Source organism: Litoreibacter sp. GN1-5 (assembly GCF_055693805.1).
The window spans coordinates 3,572,221-3,588,987 of the sequence record NZ_JBVFUP010000001.1; the positions used below are offsets into that span (position 1 = coordinate 3,572,221).

At 55.4% G+C, this 16,767-nt stretch carries 16 protein-coding genes and 1 pseudogene; 12 read left to right on the forward strand and 5 right to left on the reverse strand.

Annotated features, from left to right (window positions below):
* The first annotated feature begins 18 nt into the window (after nt 1-18).
* The 5 genes and pseudogenes from mreC (at nt 19) to ACZ1HF_RS17960 (ending at nt 5,475) form a co-directional block, all read left to right on the forward strand.
* Nucleotides 19-928, forward strand: a pseudogene (gene mreC / locus ACZ1HF_RS17940) (rod shape-determining protein MreC).
* The gene (locus ACZ1HF_RS17945; protein WP_472658795.1) at nt 921-1,460 is read left to right on the forward strand and encodes a hypothetical protein; all 540 of its coding nucleotides are present in this window, start codon (nt 921-923) and stop codon (nt 1,458-1,460) included. The pseudogene mreC and the gene ACZ1HF_RS17945 overlap by 8 nt, the downstream one beginning before the upstream one ends.
* On the forward strand, nt 1,457-3,400 hold the full coding sequence (gene mrdA / locus ACZ1HF_RS17950) for a penicillin-binding protein 2 (RefSeq protein ID WP_472658796.1): 1,944 nt from the start codon (nt 1,457-1,459) through the stop codon (nt 3,398-3,400). Before ACZ1HF_RS17945 ends, mrdA begins: the two co-directional genes overlap by 4 nt.
* Nucleotides 3,397-4,536: a rod shape-determining protein RodA gene (rodA, locus tag ACZ1HF_RS17955; protein WP_472658797.1), complete on the forward strand. Its 1,140-nt coding sequence runs from the start codon at nt 3,397-3,399 to the stop codon at nt 4,534-4,536. Before mrdA ends, rodA begins: the two co-directional genes overlap by 4 nt.
* 3 nt (nt 4,537-4,539) lie before the next feature.
* Nucleotides 4,540-5,475: a 2-hydroxyacid dehydrogenase gene (locus ACZ1HF_RS17960; RefSeq protein ID WP_472658798.1), complete on the forward strand. Its 936-nt coding sequence runs from the start codon at nt 4,540-4,542 to the stop codon at nt 5,473-5,475.
* On the opposite strand, the gene ACZ1HF_RS17965 is transcribed toward ACZ1HF_RS17960, so the two are convergent.
* Entirely contained in the window at nt 5,472-6,254 is a 783-nt protein-coding gene (locus ACZ1HF_RS17965; protein ID WP_472658799.1) for an SseB family protein, read from the reverse strand. The genes ACZ1HF_RS17960 and ACZ1HF_RS17965 overlap by 4 nt on opposite strands.
* The gene (locus ACZ1HF_RS17970) at nt 6,251-6,850 is read right to left on the reverse strand and encodes a uracil-DNA glycosylase family protein (protein ID WP_472658800.1); all 600 of its coding nucleotides are present in this window, start codon (nt 6,848-6,850) and stop codon (nt 6,251-6,253) included. The genes ACZ1HF_RS17965 and ACZ1HF_RS17970 overlap by 4 nt, the downstream gene beginning before the upstream one ends.
* A 282-nt stretch (nt 6,851-7,132) precedes the next feature.
* Here ACZ1HF_RS17970 and ACZ1HF_RS17975 point away from each other — a divergent pair, with 282 nt between their 5' ends.
* Nucleotides 7,133-7,756, forward strand: coding sequence for a glutathione S-transferase family protein (locus tag ACZ1HF_RS17975; protein WP_472658801.1), 624 nt, complete (start codon nt 7,133-7,135; stop codon nt 7,754-7,756).
* A 179-nt stretch (nt 7,757-7,935) separates the two neighbouring features.
* Entirely contained in the window at nt 7,936-8,502 is a 567-nt protein-coding gene (locus tag ACZ1HF_RS17980; RefSeq protein WP_472658802.1) for a TetR/AcrR family transcriptional regulator, read from the forward strand.
* A 30-nt stretch (nt 8,503-8,532) separates the two neighbouring features.
* On the opposite strand, the gene ACZ1HF_RS17985 is transcribed toward ACZ1HF_RS17980, so the two are convergent.
* On the reverse strand, nt 8,533-9,297 hold the full coding sequence (locus ACZ1HF_RS17985) for an SDR family oxidoreductase (RefSeq protein WP_472658803.1): 765 nt from the start codon (nt 9,295-9,297) through the stop codon (nt 8,533-8,535).
* A 70-nt stretch (nt 9,298-9,367) separates the two neighbouring features.
* On the opposite strand from ACZ1HF_RS17985, the gene ACZ1HF_RS17990 reads away from it, so the two are divergent.
* From ACZ1HF_RS17990 to ACZ1HF_RS18000, 3 genes are read left to right on the forward strand one after another with little or no spacing between them, the layout of a single operon-like run.
* Nucleotides 9,368-10,342 (forward strand): sodium-dependent bicarbonate transport family permease, encoded by a 975-nt coding sequence (locus tag ACZ1HF_RS17990; RefSeq protein WP_472658804.1) that lies wholly within the window; start codon nt 9,368-9,370, stop codon nt 10,340-10,342.
* A 3-nt stretch (nt 10,343-10,345) separates the two neighbouring features.
* On the forward strand, nt 10,346-10,657 hold the full coding sequence (locus ACZ1HF_RS17995; RefSeq protein WP_472658805.1) for a P-II family nitrogen regulator: 312 nt from the start codon (nt 10,346-10,348) through the stop codon (nt 10,655-10,657).
* Nucleotides 10,658-10,668: 11 nt separating this feature from the next.
* Complete coding sequence (locus tag ACZ1HF_RS18000; protein ID WP_472658806.1) at nt 10,669-12,090, forward strand: homospermidine synthase; 1,422 nt, start codon at nt 10,669-10,671, stop codon at nt 12,088-12,090.
* Between the two features lie 135 nt (nt 12,091-12,225).
* Here ACZ1HF_RS18000 and ACZ1HF_RS18005 read toward each other — a convergent pair whose 3' ends face one another.
* Together ACZ1HF_RS18005 and ACZ1HF_RS18010 are read right to left on the reverse strand one after the other, a co-directional pair.
* The gene (locus ACZ1HF_RS18005; RefSeq protein ID WP_472658807.1) at nt 12,226-13,080 is read right to left on the reverse strand and encodes an NAD-dependent epimerase/dehydratase family protein; all 855 of its coding nucleotides are present in this window, start codon (nt 13,078-13,080) and stop codon (nt 12,226-12,228) included.
* Complete coding sequence (locus tag ACZ1HF_RS18010) at nt 13,077-13,976, reverse strand: NAD(P)-dependent oxidoreductase (RefSeq protein ID WP_472658808.1); 900 nt, start codon at nt 13,974-13,976, stop codon at nt 13,077-13,079. Before ACZ1HF_RS18010 ends, ACZ1HF_RS18005 begins: the two co-directional genes overlap by 4 nt.
* A gap of 134 nt (nt 13,977-14,110) precedes the next feature.
* On the opposite strand from ACZ1HF_RS18010, the gene ACZ1HF_RS18015 reads away from it, so the two are divergent.
* Both ACZ1HF_RS18015 and ACZ1HF_RS18020 read left to right on the forward strand, forming a co-directional pair.
* Complete coding sequence (locus ACZ1HF_RS18015; protein ID WP_472658809.1) at nt 14,111-14,854, forward strand: SDR family oxidoreductase; 744 nt, start codon at nt 14,111-14,113, stop codon at nt 14,852-14,854.
* Nucleotides 14,855-14,950: 96 nt separating this feature from the next.
* Nucleotides 14,951-16,738: an IlvD/Edd family dehydratase gene (locus ACZ1HF_RS18020; protein WP_472658810.1), complete on the forward strand. Its 1,788-nt coding sequence runs from the start codon at nt 14,951-14,953 to the stop codon at nt 16,736-16,738.
* Nucleotides 16,739-16,767 lie beyond the last annotated feature (29 nt).

Here is a 16,767-nt window from a genome sequence, read left to right on the forward strand (position 1 = left end):
TAAGGCGGGGCTTGGACCATGGCACGAGACAGATATGGACAAGATGAGTACGGGCGTCCCCTCAGACGTATTCTGGTGGGCGTTCTGGTCGTTGTGCTGCTTGCGATCTTTGGTATCTGGCGGATCGACAACCCCCGGGTTGAGCGGTTTCGCACAGCGATGGTCGACAAGATTGTACCAAGTTTTGACTGGGCTCTGATGCCAGTGACCAAAGTGTCCAGAATGGTTGAAGACTTTCAATCATATAGTCGTATTTACGAGCAAAACCAAGAGCTTAGACGTGAACTGCAACAGTTGAAAGCCTGGCGCGAGGCGGCCCTTCAACTAGAGCAGGAAAATGCCCGCCTGCTGGATTTGAACAAGGTACGGCTGAATGCGCGCCTGACGTATGTGACAGGGGTTGTTCTGACGGATAATGGCTCGCCTTTTCGGCGCTCGGTTTTGCTGAATGTCGGGGCGCGTGACGGTATCATGGATGGGTGGGCCACGATGGACGGGCTGGGGCTAGTGGGACGAGATCTCTGGGGTGGGTGAAAAGACCAGCCGGGTTATTCTTCTGACGGATTCAAACAGCCGTATACCTGTGACCATACAGCCTTCGGGGCAAAAAGCGTTGCTTGTAGGTGACAATACTTTGGCGCCTCCGGTGGATATTGTCGAAAACATCGAAGATGTCAGGCCGGGGGACCGCGTGGTGACGTCTGGTGATGGCAAAGTATTCCCGGCAGATATTCTGGTTGGCCAGATTGCCCAAGGCCCCGAAGGGCGTTTGCGGGTAAAGCTTGCTGCGGATTACGGGCGTCTGGAATTTCTACGGGTTTTGCGAAACCCCGAAGCGCCGGGGATCACCTCGACAGGTAGTTTGATTTCGGTTGATGACGATTCTGTGTCTATCGCTCCTGAGAATGCGGAGCCGGGGGATGGTTGATCCAGCGACTGTTCATCTTTGGCTTTATCGTGGGATGTTCGTGCTGGTTTGTTGCATTGTCATCTTCTTGCAGCTTTTACCTTTGCGCACCGAACCTTCGCCAATCCCCGGCCCGGATTTTCTGTTCGCGTTTACAGCGGTCTGGATCATGCGCAAACCGACTTTTGCACCTCTGTTCATAATCGTATTGCTACATTTTCTGGCGGATATTCTGTTTCTGCGCCCGCCGGGCCTTTGGTCGGCGATTACCATCTTCGGCTATGAGTACCTGCGGCGGAAATCAACAGGGCCAACGGATATAGAAATACCGGTTGAAATTCTGCTGGCATGCGGCACGTTTGCAGTCATGGTATTTGTAAATGCGTTGGCACATTTTGCGTTCCTGCTTGAACAGCCTACGCTTCTGACATTGGTGTTGCATATTTTGACAACGGCATTGGCATATCCTGTTGTGATTGTGGTATCACATTTCGTGTTGGGTGTGCGCCATACCCATCCGGGTGATTTAGATATGGTACGATCAAAAGCATGAGACGATCCCCCAAAGATACAGAGGCCAGTGCCCGCATCATCAGCCGCAGGGGGCTTGTTCTTGGCGGGGGTATGCTGGGCTTTGGCGGTATCCTTGCGCTTCGGATGCGTCATCTGCAAGTGGATCAGGCGGATCAGTTTCGCCTGCTGGCCGAGGAAAACCGCATCAATATCCGCCTTCTGCCGCCTGCGCGGGGTCAGATATTTGACCGCAACGGGTATTTGATTGCCGGGAACGAGCAGAATTACCGTGTTGTTATGGTGCGTGATGAGGTTGATGACCCAGAAAAAGTGCTGCGTGATCTCAGCCGTTTGATCTCGATGACAGAAGAAGATTTGAAACGCGTGCATGAGGAACTGTCCAAACGATCACGTCTTGTGCCGGTTACGATCAAGGACCGGCTCAGTTGGGAAGATCTGAGCCGTGTTGCGGTGAATGCGCCTGTTCTTCCGGGCATTACGCCGGAAGTTGGCCTTAGCCGGTATTATCCGCGTGGTGGCGATTTTGCACATATCGTTGGATATGTCGGGCCGGTCAGTGATTACGACCTCAGCCGGATCGAGGATAAAGACCCGCTGCTGCAAATCCCCAAGTTCCAGATCGGAAAAACAGGGGTCGAAACCAAGCTGGAACATGATCTGCGTGGCAAAGCGGGTACTAAGCGCGTTGAAGTGAACGCACGCGGACGTGTGATGCGGGAACTGGGCCGTGACGAAAGCCAAAAGGGTATTGGTGTTCAACTGACCATTGACACAAAGCTGCAGAACTTCGTTCAGGCGCGGCTGGCTGGCGAAAGTGCGGCTGCGGTGGTCATTGATGTCAAAACGGGTGATCTGATGTCCATCGGCTCGGCCCCTGCGTTTGACCCGAACAAATTTGTCCGGGGTATTTCCGTCAAGGATTATTCTGCTCTGACCGAAAATATCTACCGCCCGCTTGCCAATAAAGCCGTTCAGGGCACCTACCCACCGGGCTCGACATTCAAGATGGTGGTCGCCTTGGCCGGTTTGGAAGACGGTCTGATCGGGCCCGAAGAAACCGCATGGTGTGGTGGGTATGCAGAAGTCGGCAACAGGCGCTTTCACTGCTGGAAAAACGGTGGGCATGGGCACATGAATATGCGCAATAGCCTCAAACAATCCTGCGACGTTTATTATTATGATCTGGCCCAAAAGGTCGGGATAGAGAAAATTTCTGCCATGGCGCGCCGCCTTGGACTGGGGGAACGTCATGATGTCCCGATGTCTGCGGTATCGGCGGGCCTGACGCCCACAAAGGCCTGGAAGCGCGAAAGCCGAGGGGCTGAGTGGGTGATCGGGGACAGTCTCAACGCGGCGATCGGCCAGGGATTTGTGTTGGCCTCCCCGTTGCAACTGGCCTTGATGACTGCGCGGATTGCGACCAACAGGGCGATCAAACCCCGCCTTGTTCATGCAATCGATGGCAATGTGATGCCATCGGGCGCGGGTGAGCCGCTTGGCCTGCGATCGAGCTCTGTCAGATACATGACCGATGGCATGTTTGCTGTCAGCAATGAAGAACGCGGGACGGGCTATTCGTCGCGCATTGCCGAGAAAAGTCTGCGTATGGCGGGCAAGACGGGCACCAGTCAGGTACGCAACATCACCAAAGCCGAACGCGCGCGCGGGGTGTTTCGCAACGAAGACCTGCCATGGGAACGCCGCGACCATGCACTGTTCGTCGGATTTGCACCCTATGATGCGCCGCGCTATGCGATCTCGGTCGTTGTGGAGCATGGCGGTGGTGGTTCGAAAGCAGCGGCTCCGATTGCACGCGATATCATGCTTGCGGCATTGCACGATGGTGTACCGCCTCTGTCATCCTATCCCAAATCACAACGTGGCCGGATCGAGGCCGCCCTCGAAAATCTGGAGCTGCGCAATCTGGACGGCGATGAGACGGAGGGCTCACAGGCGTGAGCTATCTTGAGTATTCCGTCAAATCGGTTCCATCGGGTTTTGCGAAAATCCTGCATCTGAACTGGGCCATCATCCTATTGCTGATGGCCATCGCAAGCGTTGGTTTTCTGATGCTGTATTCTGTCGCTGGCGGGTCGATGTCGCCTTGGGCCGAGCCGCAGATGAAGCGCTTTGCGCTGGGCATGGTGCTGATGTTCTCGGTTGCCTTTGTGCCGATTTGGTTTTTACGCAACATGGCCGCGCTGGCGTATGGGGTCAGCGTTCTGCTGCTGGTAGCAGTAGAGTTTTTCGGGTCAACGGGTATGGGTGCCCAGCGCTGGATCGATCTGGGGTTCATGCGCCTGCAACCATCCGAGCTGATGAAAATTACTCTGATCATGTTTCTGGCAGCCTATTATGACTGGTTGGACATCAAAAAAGTGTCGCACCCGTTCTGGGTGCTGGTCCCGCTGATCATCATCGCGGTGCCTGTGTTTCTGACGCTCAAACAACCTGACCTAGGGACTGCGCTGTTATTGCTCTTTGCCGGGGGCGGCTTGATGTTTCTGGCGGGCGTCAGTTGGTTTTACTTTGCAGGTGTGATTGGGGCTGGGGCTGCTTTGGTCACGGCGGTGATCAAGTCGCGCGGGACGGAATGGCAGTTGCTCAAAGACTACCAGTACCGCCGGATCGATACGTTTCTGGATCCGGCCAGTGACCCGCTAGGATCAGGCTACCACATCACCCAATCCAAAATTGCGCTTGGGTCTGGCGGCTGGACAGGGCGGGGCTATATGCAAGGCACCCAATCCCGGTTGAACTTTCTGCCCGAAAAACACACGGATTTTATCTTTACCACGCTGGCCGAAGAATTCGGTTTTATCGGCGGTATCTCCCTTTTGGCCTTGTATGTGCTGGTTCTGTTTTTCTGCATCGTATCAGCGATCAGCAATAAGGATAGGTTCTCGTCGCTATTGATCCTTGGGATCGGGTTGACATTCTTTCTGTTCTTCGCGGTGAACATGTCCATGGTGATGGGGCTTGCCCCGGTTGTCGGTGTGCCGCTGCCGCTGGTCAGCTATGGCGGCTCGGCGATGCTGGTTCTGCTGCTGGCGTTCGGGCTTGTTCAAAGCGCCCATGTTCACCGTCCGAAATAGGGCATGATCAACGTCTTGTTTGCAGCCGGTAGCGATCGCTGGGCACAGTATGAAGCACCACTGAGTGACGCGTTTGTGCGGGCGGGTCTGGATGTCAGGTTAATGGTCAAGACGGACACCCCGGCCAGTATCGATTACATCGTTTATGCACCGAATGGCCCGCTAAGCGATTTTACCCCGTTTACAGGTCTCAAAGCTGTTCTCAACCTTTGGGCGGGGGTAGAGAACGTCGTGGGCAACCCAACCCTGTCCGTGCCTTTGTGCCGGATGGTGGACCCATCACTGACCGATGGCATGGTCGAATGGGTCACAGGCCACGTGCTGCGCCATCATCTGGGGATGGATACCCATATCCATGGACAGGACGGCATATGGCGGGCAGGGACCGCACCGCCTTTGGCGAAAGATCGGCGGGTTGTCGTGCTTGGATTGGGTGAGCTAGGGGCGGCTTGCGCGCAATCCCTTGCCAGAGTGAAGTTTCAGGTTCACGGCTGGAGCAGATCGCAAAAGTCAATTGACGGCGTGATGTGCTATTCTGGGGAAGGCGGCCTGAAAGCCGCCTTGTGCATTGCGGATATTCTGGTCTTGTTATTGCCGTTGACGGCTGAGACAGAAAATATATTGAACCGCGAGATGCTTGCGCTGTTGCCGCAAGCTGCGGTTATTCTTAATCCGGGACGCGGGGCGTTGATCGAGGATGAAGCGCTTCTTGATGCCTTGAACGATGGGGGGATTGCCCATGCCACGCTGGATGTGTTCCGGGAAGAACCTTTGCCGCCGGATCACCCTTATTGGGCGCATCCGCGTGTGACCGTCACTCCCCATATCGCGTCCGAGACGCGGGTAGGCAGCGCATCACAGGTCATTGCGGACAATATCAGGCGCGGGCAGGCGGGCCTGCCTTTTCTGCATGTCGTTGACCGCAAGGCCGGGTACTAACGCAGGATCGGCGGCTTGTCCGGGTTGCTGCCGGGTATTGTCGCAGGTTGGTGCTGTTCCGGCTGCGGCAGATCAAACCGCAGACCTACCTTGGCCAGTTTTGCGGCCATCGGATTCGACGCCTCGAAGAAAGCCACATCCAATGCCCCCGCTTCGATACCGCTGAAGATCAGGGCTTCGTTGACAGCATTGGCCAGCGCGGGCTCTGCCCCGTTTGCAGCGCTCACAAAGGCCAGCATATGCCCGCTACCACCGCTGGAATATCTGACGGTGCACAGATAGGCGAATTGGGCAAGCCCGGTGGCGGTTGCCAGCTTTGTGTCCAGCGCGGTGATCAGGGTTTCGGGAAGGTTTGCCGGGGGCAACAGCTCTTGCAGGTTTGCGTCCAGCGTATCGGGGCGATGTCCAAGCGTCTGGTGGAGCCATTTTACAGCGTCATTCGGGATCAGAATGGACGATGGCGCCAGTCCAAGGTTTACGCCCAACCCAAGCCCTGATCCCGCCAGCATTCCAGCCATAACCCGGCCCGAAAGTGCTGCATATGGTGCGGGCTTGCCAACAAATTCAGCCAGCCGATCCTCCCGATCAAAGGCGAGTGCGACTTCAATGTCGTCCACCGGAAAGGTCAGAGGCGTGATGTTGTCACCTTCGGGGGCGGCCTCAAGCAGCAAGAACAGTTCACTATCGGCGAGCCGCTCGTAGAAGCGCAGCCGACTGCTGTCATCCTCGGGGGCTGCGTCCATTGCAATATGGGCTTTGTCCAATGCGGTGTGTGTCATTCGCGCAGGGCTTTCTGGACAGTGGATTTAAGCACGGGCAACAGGTCTTCCTCGAACCATGGATTACGTTTCAGCCATGCGGTATTGCGCCAGGACGGATGCGGCAAGGGAAAGATGTCAGGCGCATGGTCGCGCCATCTGGATACTGTTGCTGTGACACCATCTTTTGCGGCCGCACCAAGGTGATATTTTTGGGCATATCCGCCTACCAATAGCTTTAGCTGAAATTTTTGGAACGTCTCCAATATCCGACCATGCCATGTCTGCGCGCAGATCGGCGGCGGGGGTAGGTCAGTGCCATTAGCGTTGTAGCCTGGAAAACAGAACGCCATTGGAATGATGGCAACTTTTGAGCGATCATAGAACGTGCTATCGTCTACGCCCATCCAATCCCGCAGGCGGTCCCCGGATGGGTCAGTGAAAGGTCTACCGCTGTTATGAACCCTCATCCCCGGTGCCTGCCCTGCAATCAGGATGCGCGCACCTGTGTCAAACCAGACCACAGGGTTTGGCCGATGTTTGGTTGCGGTTCGGGCGAAGCGGTCTTCGCATAAGGTACACGCATGAAGATCACGCTGAAGCTGCTTTATCGACATGCGACTAAGATAGGCCGGGATGCATCAGAGAAAACAGGGGGTGTTACGGAATTACCTGATGGGAGTTTGCGATATTTGTTCTGCCTTTTTGCATAACCTCAAACGCCAGACGTTTCAGGGGTGAAGACCACATGCACCGCTTACGATGCACCGATAATAACAGATAAATTTTTCCGACCGGGGTTCACGACAGAGTGATCACTTGAAAGGCGAACATGTCTGTTAGAGTTAACTACTGACTGATAGGTAGTTTCAATCTTAATTCTGACGAAAGGTTATGCCATGAAGGTATATGATGTCGAAGGCTTCCCTAATCCTGCGCGTGTGCGGATCGCGCTTGCTGAAAAAAAGGCTACCGACAAGGTGGACTTCATCTCTGTAGATGTCATGGGCGGAGAACACCGCGCGCCAGTGTTCAAAGCGAAAAACCCGGATGCGACTGTACCTTGTCTGGAGCTTGATTGCGGTACGACGATTTCGCAATGTACAGCGATTACCGAATATATCGATGCGACTTTTGAGGGTCCTTCCCTGACAGGGGGGCGTGATCCAAAATCTCGCGCGAAGGTGCATATGATGAATCTGCGTGCTGAGAACGGTCTTCTGAATGCGGTTGGTGATTACTTCCACCATGCAACACCGGGCCTTGGCCCTGATCTTGAGACTTACCAGAACGCCGAATGGGGCGCGAAACGTAAAAGTGTTGCAACAGAAACAATGCGCTATCTCGACGGTGTACTAGCAGAGAATGATTATCTTGCAGGTGAAGAATTTTCGATGGCCGATATTACGGCATTTGCTGGTCTGGCTTTTGCGGATTTTGCCAAGGTTGACGTTCCTTCTGATCTGGCAAACCTCTCTGTCTGGCGCCAGAAAGTAGCGGCGCGACCTAGCGTGGCGGGGTAGCTTAACTCTGTCATAAAGGGGCGGGCCAGACGGTGCGTCCCTTTTCGTTACATGATGTCAGGACTGGGTGCGGTTGCGTCGCCGAATATGGCGCAATATACCAAAGCGCTACACAAGAAAATTTGCATGGTCCCCAAAAACAGGATCGACATGTAACGGGTTTTGAATGGGTTAGGCCTATGGGTACAGATACAAAAATGGCGCTTCTTGATAGCGCAGAAAAAGCGGTGCGGTCCCGAGGGTATGACGGCTTCAGCTATGCAGACCTGTCGTCAGAGGTCGGCGTGCGTACCGCATCGATCCACTATCACTTCCCGACCAAGGCCAACCTCGCGACGTCTCTTATGGAGCGCTATAATGAAATGCTTGAAGCCGATTTGATGGCTCTTGATGCTAAGGCGGTGAGCGCAGCCAAACGACTTCGTACACATATAGATCGCTACCGTAAGGGCTTGTTTGATGGCGAAGGCCTGTGCCTTTGCGTGTCCTTTTCAATCAGTAGGGAAAGTCTGGAGCCGCGCGTTTTAAGCGAGTTGAAGCGTTATCGTGACATCAGTTTAAACTGGCTCGAAAAAGTATTTACGGAAGGCAAAGCCGACGGGTCCGTCAAATCTATAGGTCACCCCCGTCAAGAGGCTGCAACTTGGCTGGCAGCTCTGGAAGGTGCGCAACTTGCAGCGCGGGCAGAAAAAGACATGACCCGATTTGAAGAAACTGTCGCGCTGATGCTTGGACGCCTTGATTAATGAAAGATAACGACCGCCCGCGGGTTACTTTCAGGCGTCGATCAGCGGCAATCCAACTGCGGTACGGCCTTCGTTGGTTTTGAGGCTGAAATCCTGTCCAAGCCACGCGTCACCGCCCGGCCCGCAGAGATAAGAGAGCCCTTGTGCCACCCACTCGGCGGGGATGTGGGCCGATGGGTCCAATTGGCTGACCGGGTTGATGCCGGAAGATTTGATGTGAACCTGCATCTCGGTTGCCACTGTGCCGGGGCTTAAACCCATTATACGAATTCCGTGCGCGGCCATTTCCTTGTGGCCGCATTTGGTGAGGGACAAGACAGCTGCCTTCGTGGCGCAATAATGGCTCCACCCTTCAAGCGCGCCCGTGGCGGCACCTGACGAGATGTTGATAATGGTACCGGACCCCTGAGCCTGCATCACAGGTAATGCGGCGCGGTAGGCATGGTAGACACCCTTCAGGTTCACATCGACGACCTGCCCCCACGCCGCCGGGTCGCTGTCAGTGATCCGGGCGATAGGATTGATCAGACCTGCATTGTTGATCAGAATATCGACGCTGCCAAATTGTGTTTTCGTGGTTTCAACCAGTGTTTTGACCTGCGGATAAATCGCAACGTCGCAATGGATTGCGAGCGCAGTGCCGCCGATTTCTTCCGCGATCCGGTCAATCTCGTGAGTACTGCGTGCCGCAAGGACAACATTCGCCCCAAGATTTGCAAAATGGCGGGCTGTGGCGGCCCCGATACCCCGACTGGCGCCAGTAATGATAGCAGTTTTTCCAGTTAGATCAGTCATCGTCATTTCCTTGTAATTCGGTCAGGAATTGATATCTACCGCCACAGTAACGAATAGGGCAGGGGGCGCAATGGGATCGGTTCTGGAATTGGCAGCGTCAAACCTGCTATCGCCCATCATTTTGTGTTTTGCCCTCGGATTGGTCGCCGCTCTGGCGCGATCTGATCTGAATTTCCCTGAAGCTGTGGCCAAGGGCATGTCGCTTTATCTGTTGTTTGCGATTGGCTTCAAGGGTGGGGTTAGCGTGGCTGATCACGGGGTCGATGCGCAGCTCTTATGGTCTATGCTGGCGGCAGTTGTCTTATCGGCGCTGCTGCCCTTCGTGGCGTATCTTCTGCTGCGCGCCATTACCAAGCTAAGCGCACTTGATGCGGCGGCAGTGGCTGCGCATTACGGATCAATTTCGATTGTAACCTTTGTCGCGGCAAGCTCGGTTCTGGATGCGCAGGGAATTGGCTATGAGGGGTATATGGTCGCCGTCGCCGCTGCGATGGAGGCCCCTGCGATTGTTTCGGCACTGTGGTTGGTGTCACGGTCTTCAGGAAAAGGCGCTATGAGCAGCGAGTTGTTGCGCGAAATACTTCTGAATGGATCTATCGTCTTGCTGGTCGGCTCTTTTATTATCGGTTGGGTGACGGGGCCTTCGGGCAAGGTAGAAATCGACGCTTTTATTACGGCGCCCTTCAAGGGGGTTTTGTGCCTGTTTCTGCTGGATATGGGTCTGGTCGCCGGACGTGGTTTGCGCAATGCGCGCGGTGTTGTGTCCATGCCTGTTGTGGTGTTCGGGCTGGTGATGCCTTTGATTGGTGCAAGCTTTGGCATCGTTGCGGGAATGGTGTTGGGGCTTTCAGTGGGTGGTGTTGCGCTGATCGCAGTCCTGTCTGCCTCTGCCTCTTATATCGCGGTGCCGGCGGCGATGCGGGTGGCGCTGCCCGAGGCCAATCCGGCGGTCTATCTGACACTGTCTTTAGGCATTACATTCCCGTTTAATCTGACGGTGGGCATCCCGGTCTATCTGGCTGCCGCACAGGCTTTGGGAGGATAAGCCATGGAGATGCATGACGCGAAGCGAGTTGAAATCATGATCGAGGCCGTAATGGAGAAGCGCTTAACCGACCTGCTGATCAAGGCCGGGGTCACGGGGTTCTCGGTGCTGCCGGTCAAGGGGGGATCGGGCCGCTCGGGGCAGTGGTCGCGGCAAGGTATGGTCGGGCGGGCAGATGGCATGTCTTGCGTCATATGTATGATCCGACCAGAGCGACTGGACGAGTTGCTGGAGGCTGTTTTATCAGTACTGGAGCGCCATATCGGGGTGGTCAATGTGACGGACGCCAAGGTATTAAGGGCCGAACGCTTCTGAGAGGGAAATATATGGCACAGTCTTACCCGATTTATGGGCAGATCGATGGGCCGATTGTGATGATCGGATTTGGGTCTATCGGGCGCGGGACTTGGCCGCTGATTGAGCGGCATTTTGAATATGATGCAGACCGCTTTACTGTGATCGAGCCAGATCAGTCATCGCATAATTTCCTTAGACAGCACCGGCTGAACTTTGTTGACACGGCATTGACGCGCGAGAATTACCGTGAGGTTCTGGGCGGGTTACTGGAACCAGGCAAAGGGTTTGTGGTCAATCTGAGTGTAGATACATCTTCGCTGGACCTGATGAAATTCTGCCGCGAAATGGAAGTGCTCTATATCGATACGGTGGTTGAGCCATGGGAAGGGTTCTACTTCGAGACGCAAAGCAATGCGGAGCGGACGAATTATGCGTTGCGTCAGGCTGTCCGTGACGAGAAGGCGAGCAATCCCGGTGGGACGACAGCCGTATCGTGCTGCGGGGCCAATCCGGGGATGGTCAGTTGGTTCGTTAAGGAGGGTTTACTGACACTCGCGAAAGATAGTGGCGCCGATGCGACGCCGCCCGCAACGCGGGATGGCTGGGCGCGATTGATGCAGACCCTTGGTGTAAAAGGTGTACATATTGCCGAGCGGGATACGCAGGCGCGTAGGCAGCCGCGACCGCGAAACGTGTTTGTGAACACATGGTCCGTAGAAGGGTTTATCGCCGAAGGGTTCCAACCGGCAGAGCTGGGATGGGGCACCCATGAGACGTGGTTTCCCGAGAATGCGCATCGCTATGATGTGGGGTGTCAGTCTGCCATCTGGCTTGATCGACCGGGCGCAATTACGCGGGTGCATAGCTGGTGCCCGACGCCGGGGCCTCAGTTTGGGTTTTTGGTAACGCATAACGAAGCAGTGTCTATCTCGGACTACTACACCGTTGGTGATCCCGGTGCGCCTGACTATCGCCCGACCTGTCATTATGCCTATCATCCCTGCGATGATGCTGTGCTGTCATTGCATGAGATGTTCGGATCAGGATGTCAGCAGAAAATTCATGAAATTCTGGATGTGGAAGAGATTGTCGAGGGCATAGATGAGCTGGGCGTGCTGCTCTATGGGCATGCAAAGAACGCCTTGTGGTTTGGCTCACGCCTGTCGAGTGAGGAAACCCGCGCGCTGGCCCCGTATCAGAATGCCACCGGCTTGCAGGTCACATCGGCTGTGCTGGCCGGCATGGTCTGGGCGCTGGAAAATCCGCAAGCCGGGATCGTTGAAACAGATGAGATGGACCATGCAAGATGTTTAGAAGTGCAACGCCCCTATCTTGGTCCGGTCGAGGCGCATTATACGGACTGGACACCGCTTCAGGATCGTTGGCAGCATTTTTCGGAAGATATTGACGAAAGCGACCCCTGGCAATTCCGCAATGTGCTTGCAAGTTGAGTGTTAAATGTCATGCGATCCACGCTACATCATAATTCATCTTCGATATAGACCTTGATGATGTCGTGAAAGCTACGGTCTGCGGTGAAACCCAGCGCAAGGGCGCGTTCTGGTGTGAAGTCGCGGGGCCACCCTTCAACGATTTTCATGATGGTCTGATCTGGCTTTGGCTTGATCTCGGGCGACGACATCGGACCCGGCAATGTCGCGCAGGGCTTCAATTTGCTCGGCCACGGTGCAGCTTACGCCGGGCAAGTTCAGCGCCCGCCGACCGTTTAACCTCTGGGTCTCTAGCACTGCTGCATGGGTCAGAAACCCCACCGCCGACCGGGGCGAGGCATGCCAATGGCGCACGCTGTCCGGGACCGGCAGTATGGCGGTCTTGCCGTTCAATGGCTCCCGTATGATACCAGAAAAGAACGAGGACGCAGCCTTGTTGGCTTTGCCGGGCCGCACGCAGATGGTCGGAAGACGGATCGAGATGCCATCCACGAACCCCTTGCGCGAGAAATCTGAAATCATCGTCTCGCAGATTGCCTTCTGCGCCCCGTAAGAGGTCTGTGGCGCGCTTAGGAAGTCATCGTCGATCTTGTCGGGATAGGGGCCGCCGAAGACAGCAATAGATGAGGTGAAAACAAGACGCGGGACATATGTTCCACCGCTCGTCTCGTGTTCTGCCCGCAAGGCTTCCAGCAAGGCCCATGTTGGAAACATATTGACTTGCCAACCCTTGTCGAAATCCGCCTCGGCCTCGCCTGAAACAATGGAGGCGAGGTGAAAGATCACATCAAAGCGCTCAGCCGCCAGCCCTTGTGCGACACTGGCATCAGCAATGCTGCCGACACGCATTTCTGTGGCAGCGCCATTTTCAGGGAAAGCGATATCGTGCAGGACGATCTGGCAAGACACACCGTTCAGCCCATGATCCAATAGATGATGGGCCAGTTTCTGCCCAATCATCCCGCCACCGCCCAGGATCAGAACCTTCATACTGTGCCGCCGTTGCGTGCCAGCAATTCCAGATAGATCCCCGAATGATCTTTCTCGCCACCATCCATAGCGTCACAAAAATGCGCGAAGCGACCCCGGATGTCCTGTGCCATGGGCAAGTTCAGGCCAAGCTGGTTTGCCTCGTTTAGCAGGTTATCCAGATCCTTAAGTTGGAATTTCGACAGTCCCCCCGGTTCAAAATTACCCTCTGTCATGCGTTCCCCATGCTGTTGCAGGATCACGCTGTCGGCAAATCCGCCCTTTAGCGCTGCACGCACGGCAGCAGGGTCAGCACCGCCTCGCTGGATGAGCAACATCGCCTCGGCCACCACGCCAATGGTCACAGCGACAATCGCCTGATTCGCAAGCTTCGACAATTGCCCTGACCCGGTTGGCCCCACATGGACAGGGCGGCCCATGGCCTGCAAAACAGATTTTACCTTGGCAAAGACGCTTTCGTTCCCTCCCACCATAATAGCAAGGGTCGCGGCCTCTGCACCTTTGGTGCCGCCGGACACCGGGGCATCCAGATGATCAAACCCCAGTCCCGCCAGATGCGCCGCCTGCGCGCGTGCTTCTTCGGGTTTGGCCGAGGACATGTCTACCCAAACGGCCCCGGCCTGCATGGCATCTGAAACGGCAGTGTCCGTAATTAATGACCCAACGGCCACCCCGTCGCTAAGCATCGTGATCACCACATCCGCGCCGCTCACGACCTCTGCAGGGCTCTTGCAGATGATCGCGTCATGTGTTGCCAAGGCTTCCGCTTTCGCGCTGGAGCGGTTCCACACCTGAACCTGATGTCCTGATTTCAGCAAATTGCGCGTCATAGGTGCGCCCATTAGGCCGGTGCCCAGCAGCGCTATTGTCTCTTTCGCCAAATCCTGTCCTCCCATGTTTGCGCTCACACTAGATCAGCTTAATAAGACTTAAAAGCATTGCCGCCTCTTCGCTTTGCACTTAGGACTTGAGAAAAGCTGCGTGCAGAGCGACCTGCGAAACGCATGAAAACCGGGAGAAACTTCAAGATATGGGACGACTAAGCGGAAAGCGCGCGTTGGTGACGGCAGCGGGGCAGGGGATTGGAAAAGCCAGCGCATTGGCGCTGGCACAAGAAGGCGCAAAGGTTTTTGCAACTGACATCAATGAAGAGGCTCTGGCCGGGGTTTCGCATCCGAATATCGAGACATTTATGCTTGATGCCCGCGATGATGCCTCTGTTAAAGCGGCGGTCGAACGGGCTGCGCCGGATGTGCTGTTCAACTGTGCGGGGTTTGTCCATCACGGATCGGTTCTGGACGCGACGGATGACGAATGGGACTTCGCGTTTGATCTGAATGTACGGTCGATGTTTCGCACGATGCGCGCCGCACTTCCGGGTATGTTAGAGCGTGGCGGCGGCTCGATCATCAATATGTCGTCGGCCTGTTCATCCATTATTGGTGCACCTAATCGCTTCATTTATGGCACGACGAAAGCGGCCGTGATTGGGATGACAAAATCCGTGGCGGTTGAATATATCACCAAGGGTATTCGCTGCAATTGCATCTGTCCCGGAACTGTCGAAAGCCCCAGTTGGCATGATCGGGTAAAGGCGCTGGGCGAAGAATTGGGCAGCTATGATGCAGCGCTAAAGCAGTTTGTGTCCCGTCAGCCGATGGGGCGTGTTGCAACGGCGGAAGAAATTGCCGCGCTGGTCGTCTATCTGGCTGGCGATGAAAGCGGCTTTACGACCGGGCAACCCCATGTGATTGATGGTGGATGGTCTGGCTGAGATCAAAACGTCCTCGGCAAGAGTATTCGACACAAAAATGACCAAAGCGGTTTCTCTCAAGACCGGAGGACGCGTTAACCTTAATATGAGATTATTATGGCTGATAAATCGAAGCTGAGATCGCAAAAATGGTTTAACAACCCCGATAATCAGGAGATGACTGCCCTCTATCTGGAGCGGTATCTGAATTACGGGTTGACCCGCGAGGAACTGCAATCGGGCAAGCCGATTATCGGAATTGCACAAACCGGATCGGATCTGAGCCCTTGTAATCGCCATCACATCGAGTTGACCAAGCGCGTGCGTGATGGGGTGATTGCCGCCGGCGGAACGGTGATTGAGATACCAGTGCATCCTATTCAGGAGACTGGCAAGCGTCCCACGGCGATGCTGGACCGCAATCTGGCTTACCTGTCGCTGGTCGAAACGCTCTATGGCTACCCAATCGACGGGGTTGTGCTGAATATCGGTTGCGACAAGACCACGCCTGCACTGCTTATGGCGGCGGCCACTGTGAACATTCCGGCAATTGCTTTGTCTGTTGGCCCGATGCTGAATGGCTGGTTCAATGGCGAGCGCACGGGATCGGGCACAATTGTCTGGAAAGCGCGCGAATTACAGGCGGCGGGTGAGATTGATGATGACGGCTTCATGGATCTGGTCGCGTCCTCGACTCCATCGGTGGGCTATTGCAACACGATGGGGACTGCGACCACGATGAATTCGCTGGCCGAGGCTTTGGGGATGCAATTGCCAGGCTCGGCGGCGATCCCGGCTCCTTATCGCGAACGGGGACAGATCAGCTATCTGACCGGCAAACGGATCGTCGAGATGGTTGACGAGGATCTGCGCCCCTCTGATATCATGACGCGTGAGGCTTTTGAGAACGCCGTAGTGGTCAATTCTGCAATTGGTGGGTCAACCAATGCGCCTATTCACCTGAATGGCGTTGCCAAGCATTTAGGCATCAAGTTGACAAATGATGACTGGCAGGGGCTGGGTCACAAAGTGCCGCTGCTGGTGAACCTGCAACCGGCCGGGAAATATCTGGGCGAAGACTACCACCGCGCAGGGGGCGTTCCGGCGGTAATCGGTGAGCTGTTGAAGGCAGGAATGCTGCCGCATCCGGGGGTGATAACGGCCAATGGTAAGACAATGGCCGAGAATTGTAGCGAGGTGCTAACAAACAACGAGGATGTCATCTATTCGATAGATACACCGATGCTGAAGGATGCGGGCTTCATTAATCTGAAGGGCAATCTGTTTGACAGCGCGATCATGAAAACCTCGGTGATTTCGGCAGAGTTTCGTGACCGCTATTTGTCCAACCCCGACGATCCAGACGCCTTTGAGGGGCGTGCGATTGTGTTTGATGGGCCGGAGGATTTCCATCACCGAATTGATGACGAAAGTCTTTCAATCGATGAGCATTGCATCCTGATCATGCGCGGCGCTGGGCCGAAGGGGTATCCGGGCGGGGCGGAAGTGGTCAATATGCGGCCTCCGTCTTACCTGCTGAAGAAAGGTGTTCACGCGCTGCCATGCGTTGGGGATGGGCGGCAATCGGGGACTTCTGGTAGCCCGTCGATCCTGAACGCATCCCCTGAGGCTGCGGATGGCGGCGGGCTTGCTTTGGTGCAAACCGGGGATCGTATCCGCATTGATTTGAAGAAATGCACCGCCGACATGCTGGTGGAGGATGCCGAGCTGAAAGCGCGGGCCGAAAAACTCGTGAATGGCTCGATTGACGTGCCCGATAGCCAAACTCCGTGGCAGGAGATTTTCCGAGCGATGGTTCAGCCGTTCAGCGAAGGCATGACCCTGCGCGGGGCTCCTAAATACCAAGACATTGCGCGTAAATCTATGCCGCGCGATAATCATTAAAAACCGAACTCAACTTAAAGAGGGAAACT